Below are 21013 nucleotides of genomic sequence, written 5' to 3' on the forward strand. Positions count from 1 at the left end.
TTCATGACCCAGCCGCATCCGCAGCAGCCGATCCCCTCTCAGCAGCCCTCGCCGGCCCACCAGCAGTGGCCCCAGCAGCAGGGCCCGTACCCGCCGCACGGGTACTACCCACAGGTCGTCCACGTGGTGCATCACCAGCCGCAGGCGGCATCGCGAGGTGACGCGATCGCGGCGCTGGTGTTCGGACTCGTGGCGATGGTCATCCCGCTCGCGCACCTGGCGCTCGCGGCGATCTGCGCGCTGATCGCCGTGATCGAAGGGTGTGTGGGCATCAGCCGCAAGCAAGGCGGCATGGCCGTGGCCGGCCTGATCCTCGGCTCGTTCGCGTTGCTGCTGTCGATCGTCTACGCCGCCTATCCCGGCTAGTCCGGTGTCGTTTGGCGACAGCCGGAGGTGGGAACACGCACCCATCTGGAGGTGAGGCGGATGGCCACCTGTGACGTGTGCGGCAACGACTACTGGATGTCGTTCGAAGTCAAAACCACCAGCGGTGAGGTGTACACGTTCGACTCGATCGAATGTGCGGCGCAGCGGATCGCGCCGGTGTGCGAGCACTGCAACTGCCGCATCCTCGGCCACGGCGTCGAGGTGAGCGGCCGGTTCTTCTGTTGCGCGCATTGCGCCAGGCACGCAGGCAGCGAAGGGGAGCAGATCCGCGACACCGTGGGCGCCCACCCGGGCTGACGCTCAGCGTGGCCGGGGCCGGATCACGACTTCGGTGACGTGCGCTTCCGGTGTGGCGGTGACGGCTGCCTGCACCGCGGCGGCCACCGACTCCGGCCGGAGGAAGTCCTCGGCCCGGTACTGGCGGCCTTCCCCGGCGATGATGTCCCGCTGCATCGGGGTGTCCGTGCGGCCGGGGAAGATCGACGTGACCCGCAACGACGGCTCTTCGGCGCGCAACACGTCGGCAAGAGCCCGGAGGGCGAACTTGCTCGCCGCGTACGGACCCCAGCCCGCTCGCGCGTTGCGTCCGGAGCCCGAGTTGATCAGGACGACGTGCCCCTCGGCGGCGCGCAGCGCGGGCAGCAGCAGCCGGGTCAGCTCCGCAACCGCGACCACGTTGATCTCGAAGTTGTAGCGCCACACATCGGCCGCCGACTCCTCGACCGTGCCCAGGGCTGCGACGCCTGCGGAGTGCACGAGGACATCGAGGGAATCCACTTCGGCCACGGCCTTTTCGACGGCGTCGGCGTCGGTGAGGTCCACCGCCCAGGGCGTGGCCTCGGGCAGCTCGTCGGCCAGCACTTGCAGCGCCTGCCGATCACGGCCACCGAGCAACAGACGGTGCGTCGGCGCCAGGGCGCGGGCGACGGCGGTGCCGATGCCCTTGCTCGCTCCGGTGATCAGCGCACGAGGTCGGCTCATGCTGGGCGCCTCATCCCTTCGCCTTGGCCGCGGCCTTCTCCGCCTTCTTGAAGGCGCGGACTTCCTGCAGCGACTCCGGCCCGGTCACGTCGGCGACCGAGCGGCGGGCGGACTCCTCGGCGTAGACGCCGGCCACCTTCTCCCAGCCGTCCGGCCGCACACCGCGCTGCTTGGCCAGCAACGCGAGGAAGATCTTGCACTTCATGTCGCCCCAGCCCGGCAGCGCCTTGAGCCTGCGGAACACCTCGGCCCCGTCCGGGTCGTCGCGCGTCCAGATGGCCGCCGTGTCGCCGTCGTACTCGGCGACGATCACCTTCGCCAGCTGCTGGATCCGCCGCGCCATCGACCGCCCGTACCGATGGATGGCAGGCGGGGTGGCACACAGTTCCTCGAACTCCGCCTCGTCGGCACCGGCGATGGCGCGAATGTCGAAACCGCCCATCCGGTCGGCGATCTTCTTCGGGCCCGCGAACGCGTGCTCCATCGGGTACTGCTGGTCCAGGGTCATGCCGACGAGCAAGGCGAACGGGTCGCTGTCCAGCAGTCGGTTCGCGTCGTCGTCGGTGGTCAGCCACAGCGCCATGCGCCCATCTTGGCACGCACGAAAGCCCGATGCCGCGCCGCCGACGTCTGCCGACGGCGGCTCGAGGGTAGTCTGCGAGCGGTCGCCCGATTAGCAGTACGCTTGTACCGTTAGCGACGAGAACCTGCAGAACCTCCCGTGAGAGGAGCGTCCCCGCTCATGTCGAAGATCAAGGTCCAGGGAACCGTCGTCGAGCTCGACGGCGACGAGATGACCCGCATCATCTGGAAGTTCATCAAGGACAAGTTGATCCACCCGTACCTGGACGTCAACTTGGCCTACTACGACCTGTCGATCCAGGAGCGGGACCGCACCGACGACCAGATCACCGTGGACGCGGCGAACGCCATCAAGGAGCACGGCGTCGGCGTCAAGTGCGCCACCATCACGCCGGACGAGGCACGCGTCGAGGAGTTCGGGCTGAAGAAGATGTGGCGCAGCCCGAACGGCACCATCCGCAACATCCTGGGCGGCGTGGTGTTCCGGGAGCCGATCATCATCTCCAACATCCCGCGGCTGGTACCCGGCTGGAAGAAGCCGATCATCATCGGCCGTCACGCGCACGGTGACCAGTACAAGGCGACCGACTTCAAGGTCCCCGGCCCCGGCACGCTGACCATCACCTACACCCCGGAGGACGGCTCCGAGCCGATGGAGTTCGAGGTCGCCAAGTACCCGGAGGGCGGCGGCGTCGCGATCGGCATGTACAACTACCGCAAGTCCATCGAGGACTTCGCCCGCGCGTCGTTCAACTACGCGCTGGACCGCGGCTACCCGCTGTACATGTCCACCAAGAACACGATCCTCAAGGCCTACGACGGCATGTTCAAGGACGTGTTCGCCGAGATTTACGAGAACGAGTTCAAGGCCGACTTCGAGGCCAAGGGCCTGACCTACGAGCACCGGCTGATCGACGACATGGTCGCGGCCGCGCTGAAGTGGGAGGGCGGCTACGTCTGGGCCTGCAAGAACTACGACGGTGACGTGCAGTCCGACACCGTGGCGCAGGGCTTCGGGTCGCTGGGCCTGATGACCTCGGTGCTGCGCACGCCGGACGGCCGCACGGTCGAGGCGGAGGCCGCGCACGGCACGGTCACCCGGCACTACCGCCAGCACCAAGCGGGCAAGCCGACCTCGACCAACCCGATCGCGTCGATCTTCGCCTGGACCCGGGGCCTGGAGCACCGCGGCAAGCTGGACAACACCCCCGAGGTGGTCGGCTTCGCGCACGCGCTGGAGCAGGTCGTCATCGAGACCGTGGAGAGCGGCAAGATGACCAAGGACCTGGCGCTGCTGGTCGGCAACGACACGCCGTACCAGACCACCGAGGAGTTCCTGGCCACGCTGGACGAGAACCTGCAGCGCAAGATGGCTTCCGCCTGACGCCCGAGTACCGCGCCGAACGCGGCGTGACGGCCGGCATCCCGCCCGCCCGTCGCGCCGCGTTCTTCGTTTTCCGGTGCCCGATCGGCTGAATTCCGTGGCGTCGGACCCGATACGGGGGACACGATCAGCGGCCATCCGGGTGGCGCAAGCCCCCACGCGCGGCCTGGTCGGGTTACGTTGCTATATCTAGGCGCGCCGTTGTCCGCGGCGGGACCACTGCGAGGAGCACCGGGTGATATTGGGGATACCGAAACGGGCACTGACGATCGCCGCAGTGCTGGTCGGCGTCGCGGTGATCTACATCATGGGTAACGGCGATCCGCAGGCGGGTGGCCAGTCCGGCGGCAGCGCGAACGCGACCGGCCCCGGGTGTCAGTTCACCGTCTCCGCGGACGTGCTCAACGTGCGCGCGGCGCCGTCCACCAACTCGCAGGTGATCGACCGGGTGACGCAGGACGAAACGGTCGACGCCGAGCCGACGGTGCGCAACGGCTTCCGCAAACTGGCCGACAAGGGCTGGGTGGCCGAGGAGTTCATCACCCCCGTCGAGGACGCCAGCTGCCGGTAACTTCCGCTCCGCCTGCGCGACAGAGCTGGCTTGGCAGGCAGCCGGATCGGGCACGTGATCGCCGCGGGCGTTCTCATGCTGTCGATGGCTGCCTGTGTGCGCGAGGTCGCCGGCGCGCCGACAGCCGCGCCTGTGCAGGCAGAGTTGCGTCCGCTGTCGGTGACCAGCGGCTGTGCGGTCGAGGGTGACCTCGAAGGCCGGTTCAGCGCGCCCGGCCAGATGCCGTCGTACCTGGAATGTGTGCTGCCCGGTGTCGTCCAGTGGCTCGGCTCGGTGTATCAGCGGATGCCACCACCGGAAGCGTTCGTGTTCGTCCCACGAGGCTTCACCGGCAACGACAGCGGCTGCGAACTCAACGCCACGGTCCTGCAGTACTGCAAGCCGTCCAGGACGGTGTACTTCGGCGAGCAGGCGGTCTGGGAGCAGTACACGACGTTCGGCGACGCGGCCCCTGCGGTGATCGCCGCCCACGAGGTGACGCACCACGTCCAGGAGCTGCTGCGCATGCCGCAGCCGACCGTGCCGAACGACGTCATCCGCTACGAGAACCAGGCCGACTGCGGGGCGGGCGCGTTCATGGCGTACGCCCGCGAACAGGGATGGCTGAGCGTCGCGGACGACGTCGAGGATCTGGCCGGATCGTTGCAGGCGGCGGGGGAGGACGACGGGCCCGAGCGCACGCACGGCACCATCGACGAGCGCCTGCGCTCGTTCGACCTCGCCTACCTGAGCAAGACCGCTCAACCGATGGCCGCATGCGTCCCGTTCGTGCCCGAAGTGCCGATCATCACCGCGCAGCCGCGGTGAGCTGTGGGGTTGCGCGGGCCTGTCGTGAGCGCGGGGTAGCCTGCCGCCGTGCTCACGCTGTCCACGGTCAACGTCAATGGTCTGCGCGCGGCCGCGCGCAAGGGTTATGTCGAATGGCTCGCTGCCACGGATGCGGACGTGGTCGCCCTGCAGGAGGTCCGGGCCGAGCCCGAGCAGCTGCCGGACCACGTGCGGCATCCCGACGGCTGGCATGCCGAGTTCGCGCCGTCGGTGCTCAAGGGCCGGGCCGGGGTGGGCCTGGTGTCGCGGCAGCAGCCGCAGGCGGTCCGGGTGGGCTTCGGCGACCCGGAGTTCGACACCGCGGGCCGGTACCTGGAGTGCGAGTTCGAGCGGGTCATCGTGGGCAGCGTCTACCTGCCCAGCGGTGAGGCGGGCACGCCCAAGCAGGCGGAGAAGGAGCGGTTCATGGGGGCGTTCCTGTTGCACCTGGCGCAGCTGCGGCGCCGGGCCGCCGCCGCGGGCAAGCAGGCCGTGGTGATGGGCGATTTCAACATCGCGCACACCGAGAACGACCTGAAGAACTGGCGGGGCAACCGCAAGAACTCCGGTTTCCTCCCGGAGGAGCGGGAGTGGCTGACCAGGGTCTACGAGGGCGCCGGGTACGTCGACGTGCACCGCAAGCTGGTGCCGGAGGGGCCGGGTCCGTACACGTGGTGGTCGATGCAGGGCAGGGCGTTCGACAACGACGCGGGTTGGCGTATCGACCTGCAGGTGGCCACCACGGAGCTGGCCGACGCGGCGGTCGGCGCGCGGGTCGAGCGCGCCCCGGCGTGGGACAAGCGCTGGTCGGACCACGCGCCGCTGACCATCAGCTACGACTGGCCGGGCCTGTAGGTCAGCCTTCCTCGAGGTACTTCTCGACGCGTTCGACCTTGGCTTTGAGCTGGTTGTCGTAGCCGGGGCGGATGTCGGCCTTGAGTACCAGACCGACGCGCGGGGAGCGGGCTGCCACGACGTCGACGGCCCGCTTGATCACGGCCATCACCTCGTCCCACTCGCCCTCGATGTTGGTGAACATCGCGTTGGTCTCGCACGGCAGACCGGATTCGCGCACCACGCGCACGGCCTCGGCGACCGCCTCGCCGACACCGCCGTCGGCGTCACTGGCTGCTGGGCTGATGCTGAAGGCAACGATCACGTCACCAGTTTGGCGTAACGGCGGTGGGATGCACCAGGCCGTCGCGCGTGCCCGCGTGCGTGCGTACGTACGTGCGCACGCCTGTGCCCGCGTACACGCGAGGTGCCGGGCTGAGCCACACCGTCCCGACCGAAGTGCAAGACTGAACCCCGATCCGACCTACACCGCAGCGAGGAGCCTGTTGTGATCACTGCGATCGTGCTGATCAATGCCGACACCGACCGCATTCCCGAGGTGGCCGAGGTGCTCGCCGGGTTGGACGGCGTCAGTGAGGTGTTCTCGGTGACCGGTCAGTTCGACATCCTGGCCATCGTGCGCGTGCGGCGGCACGAGGAGCTCGCCGAGGTCATCCCCGGTCGGATCAACAAGGTCGACGGCGTGCGGTCGACCGAGACGCACATCGCGTTCCAGACCTACTCCAAGCACGACCTGGAGGCGGCCTTCTCGCTCGGCGCGGAGGACTGAGCCGCCTGCGGTGCGCGCAGCACCCGGATCATGTACCAGTAGCTGGGCAGCACGATCAGCAGACCGCAGATCAGAATGCCCAGGATGAGCGCGGCCGTGGGCTCGCTGCCCACCCGCAGGGGTACGTCGCCGGGCAGGACCCACGGGTGCATCGCCAACGCCCAGCCGCCGAGCAAAGCCGCCGGCGCGCCCGCGGCCGCCACCCGCGCCAGGTGGTAGTGCCCGCGCCGCACCAGCTCCAGCGCCAGGGCGCCACACACCACGCTGACCGCGACCACGGGGATCGACAGCCGTTCGGCGAACCAATCCGGCAGTAGCGGCAACGCGGCGATGGCCAGACCGCCCGCGATCACACCGGTGATCAGCGCCCGCGTCCGCAGGCGTGCGACCAGGTCGGCGTCGCCTTCACGGTCGGCGTCCGCCGTCATGTACACCGCCGCCAGGAATCCGCACGCCGCCACCGCCAGCAGACCGCTCAGCAGCGGCAGCGGGGCCACGAACGGTTCGATCAAGCCCGCCGAGCCGTCCTTGCGGAGCTGTCCGGTGGTGATGCCTCCGGCCGCCGCGCCGAAGGCGAACGGCGTGATCAACGACGACACGGCGAACACCCGCGCCCACATGGCCGTGCCGCGTACCGGCCGCCCGCCGTACGGCGCCCCGTACTGGCGGAAGGCGAAGGCCGCACCGCGCAGCACGATGCCCAGCAGCGCGATCGACAGCGGACCGGTCAGTGAGCGCGACAGCGCGGCGAACGCCTCGGGGAAGCCGGAGAACAGCGCGATGGCGACGAAGATCAGCCACACGTGGTTGGCCTCCCACACCGGGGCCATGGACCGCACCACGAGGTCCCGTTGCCGTCGCTCCCGCGACAAGTCCCACAGGCCGGCGCCGAAGTCCGCGCCGCCGAGCACGGCGTACGCGGTGAGGCCGATCAGGACGAGCAGGCCCAAGCCCTCGGTCACGCTCATGCCGCACTCCGTTCCAGCTCAGCGGTCACCGGCTCGGTCGGCCGCGGGCCTTGCGCGATCCGGCGCAGGATCGCCACCAGCGCCACCGACAGCGCCAGGTAGACCGCGATGGTCACGTACAGGTAGGTGGCCAGGCCGGTCTGGCTGGTCAGCGCGTCCTCGGTGCGCATGACCTGGAAGACGATCCAGGGCTGACGGCCGACCTCGGTGACGATCCAGCCCGCGATCAGCGCCACGAACGGTGCGGGCCCGGCCAGCGCCATCGCCAGCAGGAAGGCGCGCTGGTTCGTGGGGTGGCCGCCGTGCTTGCGGTCGCGGTAGTAGCGCCACGCGGCGTAGGCGGCGAGCGCGATCAGCGCCGCGCCGATGGCGATCATGATCTGGAACGCCAGGTGCGTGATGCCCGCGGGCGGCCGGTCCGCCGCCGGGATGGCGTCCAAGCCGGTGATCCGCGCGTCCGGGTCGAAACGCAGCATCAGCGACAGCAGGTTCGGGATCTCGATCGGACCGAACGTCCACGGTGCGCCGTCCTGGGTGACCTCAAGGCCTTCCATCGCCGCGAACTTCGCCGGCTGCACGTCCGCGACCACTCGCGTGGCCCAGTCGCCCACCAGCGCTTGCGGCAGCGCCAGGCCGAGCCCGACCGTCGCGCCTGCCGCCAGCCCGCGCCGGTGGTACGCGTCGCGCTTGGCCGGGTCCCGCAGCATCGCCGTCGCGTACACCGCGGCGACCGCCAGCCCGGTGCACATGAATGCCGCCACCAGCATGTGCACCAGCTGCGTTCCCGTCGTCGCTGTCATGAACGGCCCGAGCGGTTCGGTGGACACCAGCTCTCCGTCCGGCCCGCGGACCAGGCCGACCGGGCCGTTCATCCACGCGTTGGCGGTGGTGACGAACAGGGCGGAGGCGACGCCGGAGATCGCCACCGGCACGCCACACAACAGGTGCTTGCGCGGGCTGAGCCGGTCCCAGCCGTAGAGGTAGAGCGCCAAGAAGATCGCTTCCAGGAAGAACGCGAACGACTCCAGCGTGAACGACACCCCGAACGCGGAGCCGAAGCGTTCCATGAAGTGCGGCCACAGCAGGCCGAACTCGACCGACAGCACGGTCCCGGACACCGCTCCGACGGCGAACAGCACGGCAACCGCCTTGGACCACCGACGGGCCAGCGCGGTCCAGTATCGGTCGCCGGTCCGCAGGCCCCGCCACTCCGCCCACAGCATCAGCCACGGCATGCCGACACCCAGGACGGCGAAGACGATGTGGAAGCCCAAGGAGAACGCCATCTGCTCCCGGGCCGCGGTCAGGTCGTCGATCATGACTCCACCATACTTCTACAGCTTGTAGAACTTCTACGTGCTGTAGAATACAGGCATGCCGCCATTGCCTGACCTGGAACGAGCCGTGATGGATGCGCTGTGGTCCGCCTCGGGCCCGTTGACCGCCCGTGAGGTGCAGCAAGCGCTGTCCGACCGCGAGCTGGCGACCACCACGGTGCTCACAGTGCTCGGCAGGCTGGAACGCAAAGGCCTGGTGACCAGGTCGAAGTCGGGCCGGGCGCACCGGTACCGGCCGACGGCGAGCCGCGAGGAGCACATCGCCGAGTTGATGCGGGACGTGCTCGACGGCGCCCCCGATCGCAGCGCCGCGCTGGCCAGCTTCCTCGGGTCTGTCCCGCCCGGGGACCGGCAGACGTTGCGTGATCTGTTGCGATGACGTGGGCGTGGCCGGTGCTGCTGGTGCTCGGGCTGGCACTGGCCGATCCGGTGAGCCGCCGGCTGGCCGCCGCCGAGTGGCCGCATCGCGACCCGGTGGGGGCGTTGCTGCTGTGGCAGGCCGTCGGGTTGGCGGGCGGCCTTGCGCTGCTCGGGGCCGGCGTGACGGCCGCGCTGGCGCCGCTCGGCGACGGCCTGTGGGACGCCGCCCACGCCGTTCTCGACGGTCGGCTCGGGGAGCTGGACGCCTGGCGATGGGTGGTGCTCGCGGTGACCGTGCTGGTCGCCGCTCGGCTGCTCGGCGTCCTCGCGGTCGTCGGCCTGCGCACGTTGCGGGCTCGGCGCAAGCATCGCGACCTGTTGGACGTGCTGGCGACCCCGTGGCCCGCGGCGCCGGGGGCGCTGGTGCTCGACTACCCGGTCCCGGTGGCGTATTGCCTGCCGGGGCCGAGGTCACGCGTCGTGGTCAGTCGTGGGGCGTTGACCACGCTGGCGGAAACCGAGCTGTCGGCGGTTCTGGCTCATGAGCACGCTCACCTGCGGGAGCGTCACGACCTCGTGGTGTTGCCGTTCGTGGCCTGGGGCGCGACCGTGCACGGCGTGCCCGGACTGACCGCAGCACAACGTGCGGTCGCGACATTGATCGAGATGCGAGCGGACGACGTGGCGGCCGCCGAGGTCGGGGACGAGGCGCTGGCCCGCGCGCTCCGGGCGGTGGGCAGCGGAGCCGAGGACGCCGCACACACCGCGTTCACGGCAGCCACCGAGCAACGGTTGGCCCGTGTGCGGCATCGGCCGCAGCCGTTGCCGTTCCTCGCGCGGGTGGCGGTGCGGCTGGTCGCGGTGCTGTTGATCGCGGTCCCGACGGCTCTGCTGCTGTGAAACCTCGGCCGGGCCCTAGCCCCGTGCGGCCTTGACCAGTTCGTAGCCGGCGAGGGCTTCGTGTCGTTCCTCGGCGTGATCGACGATCGGCTCCGGATAGTCGGCGACCTCGTCGCGCGGCAGCCGCCACGGTTGGTGTACCTGCTTGCCTTGGACGTGCGCCAGCTCGGGCACCCAGGTCCGCACGTAGGTGCCGTCGGGATCGAAGCGCTCGGCCTGCGTCGTCGGGTTGAAGATCCGGAAATACGGCGCCGCGTCGGTGCCGCAGCCTGCCACCCACTGCCAGTTGTGTTGGTTGGAGGCCAGATCGCCGTCCACCAGCAGCCGCATGAAGTGGCGGGCGCCCCACTGCCACGGCAGGTGCAGGTCCTTCACCAGGAACGACGCGACGATCATCCGGATGCGGTTGGGCAGCCAGGCGTCGGCCTTCAGCTGCCGCATGCCCGCGTCGACGATGGGGAAGCCGGTGCGCCCGTCACACCAGGCCTGGAACGCGCGGTCGGCGTCCTTCCCGGTGGCCCGGGGCAGTGCGTCGAACGCCTTGTCGTAGTTCTCGCGTGCCGTCTCCGGGCGGTGGAACAGCACGTCGGCGTAGAACTCGCGCCAAGCGAGCTCGCTGCGACAGGCGGCGACACCGGCTCGGCGTCCGTCGGCCAGATCGGCCAGCATGGTGCGCGGATGAACGCAGCCCAGCTTCAAGTACGGCGACATCCGGGAGCTTCCCGGTGGCTGGGGACGGTTGCGTTCCGAGCCGTAGTGTTCCAGCTGGTCGGAAACGAAGTCGTGCCACGCCGCCAGTGCCGCTCGTTCCCCGGGCTCGGGGAGGTTCGCCGACGAATCGACGTCGGGTAGCTCGGCAGGGCGCACATCGAGGTCGCCCGGGTCCATCCACTCGACGGTGTGGGCCGAGGTCTGCGCAGGTGCGGGCCAACCGTGGTCCAGCCACGCCCGGCGAAACGGCGTGAACACCTTGAAGCGTTCCCCGCTGCCGTTGCGCACCCGGCCGGGTGCCACCGCGTAAGGGGACCCCGTCGCCACCAAGTCGACGCCTTGCGCGTCGAGAGTCTCACGCACCCGGACATCGCGTTGCCCGCCGTATGGGCCGTAGTCCGCAGCGATGTGGACCGTCGACGCGTCGGCAGCCGACGCCACGCGTGGAAGAACCTTGGCGGGGTCGCCTTGCACGATCAGCAGACGTCCCCCCAGCGAACGGTCGAGTTCACGCAGGCAGCCGAACAAAAACGCGGTGCGCGCCTCGCCGGACGGGCGCAGTAACGCCGGGTCCAGGACGAAAACGGCAAGTACTGTCTCCGCACTCTCCCCAGCCGCGATCAGGGTCGGCTGATCCGCGAGCCGTAGATCGCGCCGGAACCAGACGATCGCCGTTCGGTGGTCAGGCGTCGGCACGCTTGAGTGCTCTGGCGACGTCGACGACTCGCCGGGCGGTCAACGCCGTGCTGCCCAGCGCCTTCTCGTCCGGCGGCACCTCGCCGTTCTGGCTGGTGTGCGACCCGCCGTACGGATTGCCCTGCACGAACTGGTCTTCCTCGGTGTAGCCGGGCGTCACCACGATGCCGCCCCAGTGGTAGATGCTGTTGAACAGCGCCAGCAGCGTGCTTTCGTGGCCGCCGTGCTCGGTGCCCGTGGTGACGAAGCCGCCGAAGACCTTGTTGGTCAGCTTGCCCGCCTGCCACAGCCCACCCGTGGTGTCCATGAACTGCTTCAGCTGAGCGGCGACGTTGCCGAACCGGGTCGGCGTGCCGAACAGCACCGCGTCGGCCCACTCCAGGTCGTCCAGCGAGACCTCCTCGACCTCGTCGGCAACCCGGTCCAGGTGCTTGGCCCAGTCCTCGTTGGACTCCACGGCTTCTTGCGGCGCCAGTTCCGGCACCCGCCGCAACCGCGTCTGAGCGCCCGCCTTCTCCGCGCCATCGGCCGCGGCCTTGGCCATCTCGTGTGTCGTTCCGGTGGCGCTGTAGTAGATGACAGCGACTCGGACATCATTGGTTGCGTTCACACCGGTCGGCTACCCGTCCCGGCCGCGGGCCGAAACGGTGGGCAGGCGGGTGAGCACCCATTCGCGGCAGAGGCGCAAGGTGTCGTCGACAGACCGGTCGGTGGTGTCGATCAACTCGACCGGCGGCTGAAGCGTCGCGGCGGATACGCGCAGCCATGCGGCGAAACGCAGCATCTCGGCGATCCGCTCGTCGTCGTCCCACGCGCGCCACTTCGGCCGGGCGCGCAGCCGTGCCGCGAGCACCTCGGGTTCCGCCGTCAAGGCCAGGTAGTGCACCGCGGAGAACAGCACCCGTTCCGGCCGCGGCTCCAGCTCGGGCGGGACCACGGTCCCGCACAACACCACCGGCCGCCCGGACTGATGGATCATCGCGGCCAGCCGCAACCAGGCGGACCGGAAGCGCGGGTGCCCCTCGTCGTCGTCGCGCAGGCCCGCGGTCCACAGCACGTCCTGCTCGAGCACCACGACCGTGTCGCCGAGCTCGCGCGCCAGCAGCGGCCCCACGGTCGACTTGCCGCCCGCGCTCGGTCCGGTCAGCGCGAACAAGGGCAACCGGCGGAACGCTCGCTCGTGACCGCAGTGCACGCAGTGCAGCAACTCGCCCCGAACCTGCGGCTGCTCGGTGCGCTCACCGCACTGCGGGCAGATCAGCGGATCGAGCACGTGTCAGTCGAACAGTTCCTCGAGGAAGCTGCGACGCTTCTTGCGGCGGTAGCCGTAGCCGCCGTACGGGCGGGGCGAGTCCGGGTAGCCGCCGCGGTACGGACGTGGACTGTCCGGGTAGCCGCCGCGGTAAGGGCGTGGGCTGTCCGGGTAGTGCTGATACGGCTGCCGCGGTGGCATCGGGGGCGGTGGCGCGGCGCCAGGGCCGTCCGGCGAGTACGGCGGCGGGCCCGCCGAGTAGTAGGCCGTCTCGGCCGCGGCGATCTGCTCGAGCTCGCCCCGGTCGAGAAAGACGCCCTTGCAGCCCTCGCACTGATCGATGTGCACGCCGTTCTTGTCGACGGTCCTCATCAGGTTCTGGCACTTGGGACAGATCACGAGGCCCACCCTACTGGCGGGCGACCTCACCCGGTCAGGCCCGATTGGTACGCGAACACGACCAACTGGGCACGATCACGCGCACCGAGTTTGGTCATCGCACGGCCGACGTGGGTGCGGGCCGTGGCCGGGCTGATGAACAGCCGCTCGGCGATCTCGTCGTTGCTCAGCCCCTCGCCGACCAGGCCGAGGATCTCTTTCTCCCGCTCGGTCAACGTGTCCAGCAAGGGGTGCGGCTTGCGTGGCCGAGCCTGCTGTTCGACGAACGTGCTGATCAACGTGCGGGTGACGCTCGGCGACAGCAGCGCGCCCCCGTCGGCCACCGTGCGGATGGCCTGCAGCAGGTCGGCGGGCGGAGTGTCCTTCAGCAGGAATCCGCTCGCACCGTGTCGCAGGGCGTCGAAGACGTACTCGTCGATCTCGAACGTGGTGAGCACGATGATGCGGGTGTCCGTCAGCTGCGGGTCCGCGGTGATCCGGCGGGTGGCTTCCAGGCCGTCGATGCCGGGCATGCGGATGTCCATCAACACCACGTCGGGGCGGAGCTCGCGCGCCATGGTCACCGCGGCGACACCGTCGGCGGCCTGGCCCGCGAACTCCAACCCGTCCTCGCTGTCGATCAACGCGCGCAGGCCGACGCGGACCAGCTCCTGGTCGTCGGCCACGAGCACGGACGTCATGTATCCCCTCCCGTCGGCAGGCTCGCTCGCACCCTGAAGTGCCCGTCGTCGGTGTGCCCTGCGGAGAACTCGCCGCCCACCGCCCCGACGCGCTCGGCCATGCCCTGGATGCCGAACCCGGATCCGTTGTCCGCGCGTTCGGCGTCGTCCGGATTGGACACCTCGATCACCACCGCGTCCGGGCCGTAGGACAGCCGCACGGTGGCGATCTTGTGCCTGCTGTGGCGCAGCACGTTGGTCAGCGACTCCTGCACGACGCGGTATCCGGCCACATCGACCGCGTCCGGCAGCTCGCGGCGGGTTCCGGTGGTTTCCAGCTCGACCCGTAGGCCCGCTTCGGTCATCCGCCGGAGCAGGTCGTCCAGGCGATCCAGGCCCGGGGTGGGGGCCCGGTCGGTGTCGTGCTGCCGGACCACGGCCAGCGTGCTGCGTACTTCGCTGAGCGCCTCGGTGGCCGTCCGGCTGATCGCCTGCAACGAGCGCTCGGCCTGGTGTGGATCCCGGCCCAGCAGGTGCAGGGCCACATCGGCCTGCATCTTGATCGCCGCCAGGCCGTGCCCGACCACGTCGTGGACCTCCTGGGCTATCCGCAGCCGCTCGCCGGCCACCCGCTCCCGCACCGCTTCGGCCTGCTCGCGCTCCCTGGCCTCGCGTTGCAGCCGCACCGTGACGCCGATGGCGAACGGCACGACCACCCACGCCGTGGCGGGCACGACGCCGAGCAGGCCGGGAATGGCGGCCTCGTGGGTGAACAGGTGGATCAGCAGGAACGGGACGGTCAGCGCCGCGGCCGAAGCCGACACCTTCAGGGGCCGGTACGCCGCGACGGTGAACACCGCCACCACGAAGATCAAAAAGATCGGCCCGTACGGATAGCCCAGCGTCAGGAAGGTCGTGATCGCAGCCGTCACGGCGGCGAGCACAGGCAACGGCCAGCGCCGCCGAAGCGTGACAACGGCGGCGCTGACCAGTACGAGTCCGATGGCGAGGGCGTCGACCGGCCGGTCCACGGTGGTGAGCCGATCGGTGCCGATCGTCCCGATGGTGCCGACCGTGGCCAGCGCCGCGGCCAGCAGCGCGTCGAACGGCCTCACCCGGTCCTGATCCGCCATCGGCCCCGCCCTCACGTGATGTCCCGGCGGTGCAGCAGCCACCCGCCGATTCCACAGAATGCCACCAGGTAGGCCGCCACGGCGATCGTTGCGTGGCCCGCTCCCACGATGGCGTCGACCCCAGGTGCCTGCGGCGATGCGCCGAGCGAAGCGGCCAGCGCGCCCGCGTTCGGCCCCGGCAGGTACTTCTGCAGGTCCGCGATGGCGGGCACGAGGGGAGCCGCGATCGCCGCCAGCAGGTTCTGCACCGCCAGCATCCACACCAGCCCCAGCCCGATCGGCAGCGCGACCGATCGCAGCACGATCGCCAGCGCCACGCCCAGGGCCGCCCACATCGTCGCCATCAGCCACGCGCCGCCGAGCCCGGTGGCGATGTCCACGGCGCTGGGCCACACGATGGCCTGGTCCTCCAGGCTCGCGACCCCCACGCTGCACAGCGCAGTCGCGGTGAACAGCACCAGGACTCCGGTGAGTGTGCCCGCGGCGATCGTGGCCAGCTTGGCCGTGTAGACCCGCACCCGGGACGGATCCTGGACCAGGACCGCCTTCCACGTCTCGTAGCCGTACTCGCTCCCGGCGACCAGCACGCCGAAGATCAACGCCAGCGCGCCGACGAACACCGGGAGGCCACCGACGGCCGCGCCGACGAAATTGCCAGGCAGCATCGCGTCCAGACCCCGTGCGGCGCTGCCGTCGGACAGGCCGACATAGGGCACGAGATAGCCGAACGTGACGGTCAGCAGGGTTCCGATACCCAGCAACAGCCAGCTGGCCGATCGGTGTCCTTGTTTGGTCAGTTCCGCGCGAATTGCCGTGGTCATCATGACTCCACCCCCGTGAGCTGCAAAAACATGTCTTCCAGCGCCGGCTGAAGCCAACGCAGTTCGCTGACCGACACGCCGGCGGCAACCAGTTCGGCGTTGATGCGTGCCGCCTCGGTGGCGGGCACGTCGAGTTCGAACACCTCGTTGTCGGCGTGCACGTGGTCGGCTCCCACCACGGCGGTGAGCACCGTGTAGGCGGTGTCGGCCGGGGTGGCCGTCACCCGCAAGGAACCGCCGCCGGAGGTCAACTCGGCGACCGTGGTCTCGATGAGCAGCTTCCCTTTGTGCAGCACGCCCACCCGGTCGCAGATCTGCTCCACCTCGGCCAGCAGGTGGCTGGACAGCAGCACGGTGCGCCCGTCCTCGGCCAGCCTGCGGATGGTCTGCCGCATGTCGGCCATGCCCGCCGGGTCGAGTCCGTTGGTCGGCTCGTCGAGGATCAGCAGGTCCGGGTCCTTCAGCAACACCGCGGCCAGCCCGAGGCGTTGCTTCATACCCAGCGAATAGGTGCGGAACACCTCGGCCGCGCGATCGGTCAGGTCGACCAGCTCCAGCACTTCGTCGACCCTGCGCCGGCTGACGCCCGCGTGGTCGGCCAGTACGCGCAGATTGGTGCGGCCGGACAGGTACGGATAGAACGTCGGGCCCTCGATCAGCGCGCCGACCCTGGCCAGCCCGCGGGGCCGCTCGCCGAACAACGTCAGGCTGCCGGAGGTGGGCCGGATCAGGCCCAGCAGCATGCGCAGCGTGGTCGTCTTACCCGCGCCGTTCGGCCCGAGGAAGCCGTACACCTCGCCTTCGCGCACCGTGATGCTCAGTTGGTCGACGGCCGGCGTGCTGCCGTAGCGCTTGGTCAATTTCGTGGTTTCGACGGCAAAGGACATGGATGATCACACTCCTGCGGGAACTTTCGGGCGCCGCGAGCGCGGCTCGTCGGCCCGGCGACCGATGCGAGTGCGCCCCCACGGCTTGAACACGGACAACAGGAAGGCGGTGAGCAGCAGCGTCGGCGCCACGATCACCGGGCCGAGCAGATCGGCGGGGGCGCTGAGCTGTTCACCGGCGAGCATGCGTTCGCCGAGCGTGGCCGCGTCGCCGACACCCGGGCGGAGCGCGAAGTAGATCAGCGTCGACATGCCCAGGTTGATGACGAACTTGACGACGACCCACTTGTAGCGGAGCAGTCCGTACTTGCTGCCCAGGCCGAGCACCACGCCGGTACCCAGGCACACCAGGCTGGCGGCGAACATCGGCCAGACGGCGAACATGTCGACCGCCTGCAAAGCCATGCCCGCCGTGGCCAGGTCGCTGGTGACCAGCGCGGTGACGATCAGGATTCCCAGTGCCAGGTCGACGCCGAACCACGCGGCGGCACTGACGATGTGCAGCAGCAGAACGCTCTTGCGTGCGCGGCCGCTCAGCCGGAAAGCCCTGGTACGCGGCATGGTGTCCACTTCCTTTCAGCTGTCGCTTCGCTGTAAGCGATGCTGCTCGTCGGTGGACTTTCCGGCGTCCGCTCGCACGCTGATATCTGCCTACGTCAGATCGCGTACGTCACTGTGCGTGGTCACACGGTTGCGGGCTGACAACCCGTCGACGCGCTGTCACGGTTGGATCATGGACGCGCCGGTCGCCGTGCTGTGGCTGTGGACGCTGCTCTTCGCGGCATTGGCCGTGCCGTGCGCCTATCGCCTGGCGCAGGCGGTCGATCAGCGGCGCCGGGTCGACGAAACGGCCGAGCTGTTGATGTGCGTGGGAATGCTGGCGATGGTTTCTCCGCTCGGCTGGCCGGTCCCGTTGGCCGGGTGGCGCGCCTTGTTCATGGTCTCGGCGGTGGGCCTCGCCGTGGCGTGGTGGCGTAGCCGGAGGCTGACCGTCGACAAGGGTCAATGCGGTCATCACGCGGTGATGGCCGTGGTCATGGTGTACATGCTCGTCGCGGTACCGCACGCTCATCGCGCCGGAGACCCGTGGCTGACCATGGCAGGGCATGGCGGCTCACTGGCGTTCTGGCCACTGGCCGCGCTCGCGCTGGCCTACTGCGCCGTGGACATCGTCCGCGGCGCCGCGCGTTTGCTGCGCGCGGCGCCCGGACACGGCTTGTGCGGCGAGCGTTCCCGCGTCGTGAGCAGGCTCGCGGGCAGCGCGGGCATGGGCGCGATGATCGCCGTGATGGTGTGAGGTCAGGTCCGGCGGTAGGTGAGCAGCACCAGCCCGCTGGCGAACGTGCGGCTGTCGGTCAGTTCGAAGTCGACCTTGTCGAACGGCCCGTTGAACAGCGGGATGCCGGAGCCGATCACCACCGGGTTGAGCTTGACGACGAGCTCGTCGATCTCGTGCCGCAGCGTGTGCGCCAGCCGGCCGCCGCCGACCAGCCAGATGCCCTTGCCGTCCTGCTGCTTGAGCTCGCGCACCTTGGCGACCGGGTCGGTCCGCACCAGGTGCACGTCGGGATCGGGCGCCTCGGTCATCGTGGTGGAGAAGACGTAGTGCTCCAGGTGCCGGTAGGCGTTGGTGACGCCCACGTCCAGGCCGACCTGATAGGAGTTGCGGCCTTCCACCACCGTGTCGAAATTCTTGTTCTCCGGCCAGAAATTCATCTGCTCGCGCGCCGGAGTCGGCACCATTTCCGGAAACGCCTCCAGCAGCGGCTGCATGTGGTCGCCTTCCACGGTGAAGATCGAGCCGGTGGGATCACCGCCGTCCGGGCCCGCGACGAAGCCGTCGATCGTCGACGCGACGAGGTAGGTCAAGGTGCGCACGTGGCCTCCGAGAAGCTGCAATCGACGCCTGCGGCCGCAAAAGTAGCTGCACCTGCGCAGGCTGTCGAGCGAGATTCGCAGAACCGCTCGGGCCCTCGCGGCACACGCGCTTTTCGGGGTCACTATTTTGGGCGGTACCGGACGCTGGAGAGTGCCGATGCTGCGCATTGCCACGAGGGCCGATATCCCGCAGATTGCTGCGCTGGCCGAACGGTCGGTGCTGGACTTGTTCGGAGCGTTCTACGACGAGCGGCAAACCGCGAGCGCGGCGGTCTACATCGCGCAGGTCGACCCGCAGCTGATCGACGACGGCACGTATTACGTCTACGACGCGGGCGGCGAGATCGTGGCGTGCGGCGGCTGGAGCAAGCGGGCCAAGTTGTTCAGTGGTCGCGGCAGCCGCGCTGACGACCTGCGGTTGCTCGACCCGGAGACCGAATCAGCGCGCATCCGGGCGATGTTCGTCCGCGCGGACTGGACGCGCCGCGGCCTCGGCCGCGCCATCCTGGAGGCCTCCCGCCGGGCGGCCGCCGAGGCGGGATTCCGCACGCTGATCTTGATGGCCACGCTGCCCGGTGAGCAGCTGTACCGTGCCTACGGTTTCCGGGAACGCGAACGGTCGATGATCACCATGCCGGACGGCGTGCAGATCGAAGGCGTGTTGATGGAGCGCTCGGTGGAGCCGCTCGACTAGTCCTCCAGCCGCAGCGCCTGGGTCGGGCACTGGTCGACGGCGTCCATCAGGTCTTCCCGGTCGTCCTCGGTGAATTCGGTGGTGAGCAGGTGCACCAGTCCGTCGTCGCCGACCTCGAAGATGTCCTCGCGAATGCTTTCGCAGATCCCGTGACCGGTGCACACGTCGGTGTCGATGGTGATCTTCACGAATCTGCTCCTTGAATTCCGGGTGTGCGGCGGTTGCCTTTCACGCTACCGAGGCCTCACGCCTTCGTGCAGAAGACGACGAAAGTCTCTGCAGGCCACCACCCGTCTGCGGCACGATGGGTTCGGGTCCCCGGTGACGGTGTCGGGGCAAGACGCACGGTGACCCGAGCAGAGGGGCGGATATGCGGGCGCGGACATTTCGCCGGATGGCGAATGCGATGGGCGCGGCTGGCGGCTTCGCGGTCAGCGTGGGCGTCATCGGTGTCGTGCTGTGGACGGGTGCGGCAGGCGCCGAGTTCCGGGACGGTATGCCGGCGCCGTCCTGTCCCACCACGACGGTCACCACGTCGACCAGCCCGGAAGCGACGACCACGACCCCGACCACGACGCCGACCACGACTTCGGAGACATCTCCGGCGGAAACCACGACTACCGAGCCGACGAGCGTGCCGCCTTCCTCACCGCCCACGTGCGAGCCCCCGTCGAGCACCACGGAAAGCCCGACGTCGGACACTCCGACGAGCGAGCCGACCGATGACCCGGAGTCCCCGCCCGGGGACCCGGAACCCACCACAGAGTCGGTTCCGACGAGCGGCAACCAGACGCCACCGGCCGGGGACGACTCGTCGAGGCCCGACAACGGCTCGAACGGTGCGCCGGCCGCGCAGGACAGCTCCGCCGCGGCGCCGGCGAAGTCCAAGCGGGCGGCTGAGTCGCCGAAGACGTCGCGTCAGCAAGAGGTGCTGCAGATACCGCCGACGCAGCCACCGGCGCCGCCCGGGCCGCCCGCCCACGCGATTCCACCCGGCCCGCCGATCGGCGACGGCTTCCCGAGTCCTGGAGGTCTTCCCGGTGACCCGGAGCTGCCGGATGTGACCGTGCCGCAGAACCCGTCGCAGGTCCCGGAGCTTGGACTGCTCGGCCCGGAGGAGTCCTCGGTCACCGCGGCGGCCAACTCGCCGGGGCAAGCGCGGGCCTTGCCCAAGCAGGTGGAACCGCACACTCCCGAGCTGATCGCGGTCGGGCTGCTGGCGATCATGATGGGCGTGCTGGCCAGGATGCTGGCCCCGCGGACCGGCAGGCGCTGACTCAGCCCGCGCCGTGATAGACGAACTGGCCGAGACCGACGGTGAAGATCATGACGCCGTACAGACCGTGCTCGATCGACACCGCCAGCAGTGACTGGCTGCGGTGGTAGCGGTAGGCGAACAGCAGACCGCCGACCGTGGTGGCGATGACCGCGAACCAGTTGCTGAAGATGATGTGCGCGAACCCGAACGCCGCAGCGCTGGCGGCGATCATCCAGGCGCCGGTGCCGAACGCGTGCCGATACCGCCGGAACAGGAAGGCCCGGAAGATCAGCTCCTGCGGATAGACGCTGAACACGGGGTAGGCGACCGCGACGAACGCCCATCGCCACGGGTCGCTGCGCGGAAATCCGAACAAGCTGTCCGGTAACAACACCGCGACCCCGACCAGCGCGACCACGGTGGCCGCCACCCACAGCGCCAGGATCGACGGCAGCTCCCGGCGCACCGCCGCGGGCCGCAGCAGATTGCCTCGATCGAAGGTCCGCTGCCGGTACAGGTAGATCGCGCACCCGAGACCGAGTGCCACCAGGAACGGGATAGGGCTGATGCCGTCGGCGAGCACGTCGAACGCGGCGATGGCGCCGAAGAACAGCACCAGGTACTCGACGGTCAGGTAGACGCGTTTGCCGACCGGCACCTCATCGACAGCGGCCGCTGGTGCGGCGGTTAGTTCTGCCACGCGTACTCCCGAGATCTCACTCGC

General features: G+C 69.5%; 29 protein-coding genes. 12 read left to right on the forward strand and 17 right to left on the reverse strand.

What is annotated here, in order from left to right; all coding sequences use genetic code 11:
• Nucleotides 1-3: 3 nt before the first annotated feature.
• Entirely contained in the window at nt 4-366 is a 363-nt protein-coding gene (locus tag YWM_RS0120175; RefSeq protein WP_028852205.1) for a hypothetical protein, read from the forward strand.
• 60 nt (nt 367-426) lie between these two features.
• Nucleotides 427-684: a Prokaryotic metallothionein gene (locus YWM_RS0120180; protein ID WP_028852206.1), complete on the forward strand. Its 258-nt coding sequence runs from the start codon at nt 427-429 to the stop codon at nt 682-684.
• Between the two features lie 3 nt (nt 685-687).
• Here YWM_RS0120180 and YWM_RS0120185 read toward each other — a convergent pair whose 3' ends face one another.
• Nucleotides 688-1368: an SDR family oxidoreductase gene (locus YWM_RS0120185; protein ID WP_028852207.1), complete on the reverse strand. Its 681-nt coding sequence runs from the start codon at nt 1366-1368 to the stop codon at nt 688-690.
• Between the two features lie 10 nt (nt 1369-1378).
• Nucleotides 1379-1951: an HhH-GPD-type base excision DNA repair protein gene (locus YWM_RS0120190; RefSeq protein ID WP_028852208.1), complete on the reverse strand. Its 573-nt coding sequence runs from the start codon at nt 1949-1951 to the stop codon at nt 1379-1381.
• Between the two features lie 159 nt (nt 1952-2110).
• Here YWM_RS0120190 and YWM_RS0120195 point away from each other — a divergent pair, with 159 nt between their 5' ends.
• The 4 genes from YWM_RS0120195 (at nt 2111) to YWM_RS0120210 (ending at nt 5567) form a co-directional block, all read left to right on the forward strand.
• A complete protein-coding gene (locus tag YWM_RS0120195; protein WP_028852209.1) occupies nt 2111-3334 on the forward strand; it encodes an NADP-dependent isocitrate dehydrogenase in 1224 nt (407 codons plus the stop codon).
• Between the two features lie 235 nt (nt 3335-3569).
• Nucleotides 3570-3905: an SH3 domain-containing protein gene (locus tag YWM_RS0120200; RefSeq protein WP_028852210.1), complete on the forward strand. Its 336-nt coding sequence runs from the start codon at nt 3570-3572 to the stop codon at nt 3903-3905.
• A 30-nt stretch (nt 3906-3935) separates the two neighbouring features.
• Nucleotides 3936-4712, forward strand: coding sequence for a neutral zinc metallopeptidase (locus YWM_RS24770; protein ID WP_156914849.1), 777 nt, complete (start codon nt 3936-3938; stop codon nt 4710-4712).
• A gap of 48 nt (nt 4713-4760) precedes the next feature.
• Nucleotides 4761-5567: an exodeoxyribonuclease III gene (locus YWM_RS0120210; protein ID WP_028852211.1), complete on the forward strand. Its 807-nt coding sequence runs from the start codon at nt 4761-4763 to the stop codon at nt 5565-5567.
• Nucleotide 5568: 1 nt separating this feature from the next.
• Here the strand turns inward: YWM_RS0120210 and YWM_RS0120215 are convergent, their stop codons facing one another.
• The gene (locus tag YWM_RS0120215) at nt 5569-5871 is read right to left on the reverse strand and encodes a thiamine-binding protein (protein WP_028852212.1); all 303 of its coding nucleotides are present in this window, start codon (nt 5869-5871) and stop codon (nt 5569-5571) included.
• A gap of 183 nt (nt 5872-6054) precedes the next feature.
• On the opposite strand from YWM_RS0120215, the gene YWM_RS0120220 reads away from it, so the two are divergent.
• Nucleotides 6055-6336, forward strand: a complete 282-nt coding sequence (locus YWM_RS0120220) for an Lrp/AsnC family transcriptional regulator (protein WP_028852213.1) — start codon at nt 6055-6057, stop codon at nt 6334-6336.
• Here the strand turns inward: YWM_RS0120220 and YWM_RS0120225 are convergent.
• Nucleotides 6285-7304 carry a cytochrome d ubiquinol oxidase subunit II gene (locus tag YWM_RS0120225; protein WP_028852214.1) on the reverse strand — a complete coding sequence of 340 codons (1020 nt, stop codon included), beginning with the start codon at nt 7302-7304 and terminating at the stop codon, nt 6285-6287. The genes YWM_RS0120220 and YWM_RS0120225 overlap by 52 nt on opposite strands.
• Complete coding sequence (locus YWM_RS24775) at nt 7301-8623, reverse strand: cytochrome ubiquinol oxidase subunit I (protein ID WP_052345201.1); 1323 nt, start codon at nt 8621-8623, stop codon at nt 7301-7303. Before YWM_RS24775 ends, YWM_RS0120225 begins: the two co-directional genes overlap by 4 nt.
• Before the next feature lie 55 nt (nt 8624-8678).
• Between YWM_RS24775 and YWM_RS0120235 the strand changes: the two genes are divergently transcribed.
• Nucleotides 8679-9020: a BlaI/MecI/CopY family transcriptional regulator gene (locus YWM_RS0120235; RefSeq protein WP_028852215.1), complete on the forward strand. Its 342-nt coding sequence runs from the start codon at nt 8679-8681 to the stop codon at nt 9018-9020.
• Nucleotides 9017-9901 carry a M56 family metallopeptidase gene (locus YWM_RS0120240; RefSeq protein ID WP_028852216.1) on the forward strand — a complete coding sequence of 295 codons (885 nt, stop codon included), beginning with the start codon at nt 9017-9019 and terminating at the stop codon, nt 9899-9901. The genes YWM_RS0120235 and YWM_RS0120240 overlap by 4 nt, the downstream gene beginning before the upstream one ends.
• Nucleotides 9902-9916: 15 nt before the next feature.
• Here the strand turns inward: YWM_RS0120240 and YWM_RS0120245 are convergent, their stop codons facing one another.
• From YWM_RS0120245 to YWM_RS0120285, 9 genes are read right to left on the reverse strand one after another with little or no spacing between them, the layout of a single operon-like run.
• Nucleotides 9917-11308, reverse strand: a complete 1392-nt coding sequence (locus YWM_RS0120245) for a cryptochrome/photolyase family protein (protein WP_245566102.1) — start codon at nt 11306-11308, stop codon at nt 9917-9919.
• Nucleotides 11295-11918, reverse strand: coding sequence for an NAD(P)H:quinone oxidoreductase (wrbA, locus tag YWM_RS0120250; protein WP_028852218.1), 624 nt, complete (start codon nt 11916-11918; stop codon nt 11295-11297). Before wrbA ends, YWM_RS0120245 begins: the two co-directional genes overlap by 14 nt.
• A 9-nt stretch (nt 11919-11927) precedes the next feature.
• Nucleotides 11928-12581: an AAA family ATPase gene (locus tag YWM_RS0120255; protein ID WP_028852219.1), complete on the reverse strand. Its 654-nt coding sequence runs from the start codon at nt 12579-12581 to the stop codon at nt 11928-11930.
• 3 nt (nt 12582-12584) lie between these two features.
• Complete coding sequence (locus tag YWM_RS0120260; protein WP_028852220.1) at nt 12585-12959, reverse strand: TFIIB-type zinc ribbon-containing protein; 375 nt, start codon at nt 12957-12959, stop codon at nt 12585-12587.
• A gap of 26 nt (nt 12960-12985) precedes the next feature.
• The gene (locus YWM_RS0120265) at nt 12986-13639 is read right to left on the reverse strand and encodes a response regulator (protein ID WP_028852221.1); all 654 of its coding nucleotides are present in this window, start codon (nt 13637-13639) and stop codon (nt 12986-12988) included.
• The gene (locus YWM_RS24780; protein ID WP_043661613.1) at nt 13636-14751 is read right to left on the reverse strand and encodes a sensor histidine kinase; all 1116 of its coding nucleotides are present in this window, start codon (nt 14749-14751) and stop codon (nt 13636-13638) included. The genes YWM_RS0120265 and YWM_RS24780 overlap by 4 nt, the downstream gene beginning before the upstream one ends.
• A gap of 11 nt (nt 14752-14762) precedes the next feature.
• Nucleotides 14763-15575, reverse strand: a complete 813-nt coding sequence (locus YWM_RS0120275) for an ABC transporter permease (protein ID WP_245566103.1) — start codon at nt 15573-15575, stop codon at nt 14763-14765.
• Nucleotides 15572-16459 carry an ABC transporter ATP-binding protein gene (locus YWM_RS0120280; RefSeq protein ID WP_028852223.1) on the reverse strand — a complete coding sequence of 296 codons (888 nt, stop codon included), beginning with the start codon at nt 16457-16459 and terminating at the stop codon, nt 15572-15574. Before YWM_RS0120280 ends, YWM_RS0120275 begins: the two co-directional genes overlap by 4 nt.
• A gap of 6 nt (nt 16460-16465) precedes the next feature.
• Nucleotides 16466-17020 carry a hypothetical protein gene (locus tag YWM_RS0120285; protein ID WP_028852224.1) on the reverse strand — a complete coding sequence of 185 codons (555 nt, stop codon included), beginning with the start codon at nt 17018-17020 and terminating at the stop codon, nt 16466-16468.
• Nucleotides 17021-17192: 172 nt separating this feature from the next.
• Here YWM_RS0120285 and YWM_RS0120290 point away from each other — a divergent pair, with 172 nt between their 5' ends.
• On the forward strand, nt 17193-17756 hold the full coding sequence (locus YWM_RS0120290; protein ID WP_028852225.1) for a DUF5134 domain-containing protein: 564 nt from the start codon (nt 17193-17195) through the stop codon (nt 17754-17756).
• A 2-nt stretch (nt 17757-17758) separates the two neighbouring features.
• Here the strand turns inward: YWM_RS0120290 and YWM_RS0120295 are convergent, their stop codons facing one another.
• Nucleotides 17759-18337 carry a dihydrofolate reductase family protein gene (locus YWM_RS0120295; RefSeq protein ID WP_028852226.1) on the reverse strand — a complete coding sequence of 193 codons (579 nt, stop codon included), beginning with the start codon at nt 18335-18337 and terminating at the stop codon, nt 17759-17761.
• Nucleotides 18338-18494: 157 nt separating this feature from the next.
• Between YWM_RS0120295 and YWM_RS0120300 the strand changes: the two genes are divergently transcribed.
• A complete protein-coding gene (locus YWM_RS0120300) occupies nt 18495-19031 on the forward strand; it encodes a GNAT family N-acetyltransferase (protein WP_043661617.1) in 537 nt (178 codons plus the stop codon).
• Here YWM_RS0120300 and YWM_RS0120305 read toward each other — a convergent pair.
• Nucleotides 19028-19219 (reverse strand): ferredoxin, encoded by a 192-nt coding sequence (locus tag YWM_RS0120305; protein WP_028852228.1) that lies wholly within the window; start codon nt 19217-19219, stop codon nt 19028-19030. The genes YWM_RS0120300 and YWM_RS0120305 overlap by 4 nt on opposite strands.
• A gap of 206 nt (nt 19220-19425) precedes the next feature.
• Here YWM_RS0120305 and YWM_RS0120310 point away from each other — a divergent pair, with 206 nt between their 5' ends.
• Nucleotides 19426-20307: a hypothetical protein gene (locus tag YWM_RS0120310; protein ID WP_028852229.1), complete on the forward strand. Its 882-nt coding sequence runs from the start codon at nt 19426-19428 to the stop codon at nt 20305-20307.
• Nucleotide 20308: 1 nt separating this feature from the next.
• Here YWM_RS0120310 and YWM_RS0120315 read toward each other — a convergent pair whose 3' ends face one another.
• Nucleotides 20309-20989 (reverse strand): CPBP family intramembrane glutamic endopeptidase, encoded by a 681-nt coding sequence (locus tag YWM_RS0120315; RefSeq protein ID WP_211232527.1) that lies wholly within the window; start codon nt 20987-20989, stop codon nt 20309-20311.
• Nucleotides 20990-21013: the final 24 nt, after the last annotated feature.

Source organism: Thermocrispum municipale DSM 44069 (assembly GCF_000427825.1).
Taxonomy (GTDB): Bacteria; Actinomycetota; Actinomycetes; order Mycobacteriales; family Pseudonocardiaceae; genus Thermocrispum; species Thermocrispum municipale.

Bases quoted from the DNA above. Each gene is read 5' to 3' on its own strand.
- YWM_RS0120300 (WP_043661617.1), top strand. From the start codon at position 18,495: ATGCTGCGCATTGCCACGAGGGCCGATATCCCGCAGATTGCTGCGCTG.
- YWM_RS24775 (WP_052345201.1), bottom strand. From the start codon at position 8,623: ATGATCGACGACCTGACCGCGGCCCGGGAGCAGATGGCGTTCTCCTTG.
- YWM_RS0120225 (WP_028852214.1), bottom strand. From the start codon at position 7,304: ATGAGCGTGACCGAGGGCTTGGGCCTGCTCGTCCTGATCGGCCTCACC.
- YWM_RS0120285 (WP_028852224.1), bottom strand. From the start codon at position 17,020: ATGCCGCGTACCAGGGCTTTCCGGCTGAGCGGCCGCGCACGCAAGAGC.
- YWM_RS0120190 (WP_028852208.1), bottom strand. From the start codon at position 1,951: ATGGCGCTGTGGCTGACCACCGACGACGACGCGAACCGACTGCTGGAC.
- YWM_RS0120235 (WP_028852215.1), top strand. From the start codon at position 8,679: ATGCCGCCATTGCCTGACCTGGAACGAGCCGTGATGGATGCGCTGTGG.
- YWM_RS24780 (WP_043661613.1), bottom strand. From the start codon at position 14,751: ATGGCGGATCAGGACCGGGTGAGGCCGTTCGACGCGCTGCTGGCCGCG.
- YWM_RS0120175 (WP_028852205.1), top strand. From the start codon at position 4: ATGACCCAGCCGCATCCGCAGCAGCCGATCCCCTCTCAGCAGCCCTCG.
- YWM_RS0120290 (WP_028852225.1), top strand. From the start codon at position 17,193: ATGGACGCGCCGGTCGCCGTGCTGTGGCTGTGGACGCTGCTCTTCGCG.
- YWM_RS0120185 (WP_028852207.1), bottom strand. From the start codon at position 1,368: ATGAGCCGACCTCGTGCGCTGATCACCGGAGCGAGCAAGGGCATCGGC.
- YWM_RS0120265 (WP_028852221.1), bottom strand. From the start codon at position 13,639: ATGACGTCCGTGCTCGTGGCCGACGACCAGGAGCTGGTCCGCGTCGGC.
- YWM_RS0120280 (WP_028852223.1), bottom strand. From the start codon at position 16,459: ATGTCCTTTGCCGTCGAAACCACGAAATTGACCAAGCGCTACGGCAGC.
- YWM_RS0120195 (WP_028852209.1), top strand. From the start codon at position 2,111: ATGTCGAAGATCAAGGTCCAGGGAACCGTCGTCGAGCTCGACGGCGAC.
- YWM_RS0120275 (WP_245566103.1), bottom strand. From the start codon at position 15,575: ATGATGACCACGGCAATTCGCGCGGAACTGACCAAACAAGGACACCGA.
- YWM_RS0120310 (WP_028852229.1), top strand. From the start codon at position 19,426: ATGGCGAATGCGATGGGCGCGGCTGGCGGCTTCGCGGTCAGCGTGGGC.
- YWM_RS0120240 (WP_028852216.1), top strand. From the start codon at position 9,017: ATGACGTGGGCGTGGCCGGTGCTGCTGGTGCTCGGGCTGGCACTGGCC.
- YWM_RS0120180 (WP_028852206.1), top strand. From the start codon at position 427: ATGGCCACCTGTGACGTGTGCGGCAACGACTACTGGATGTCGTTCGAA.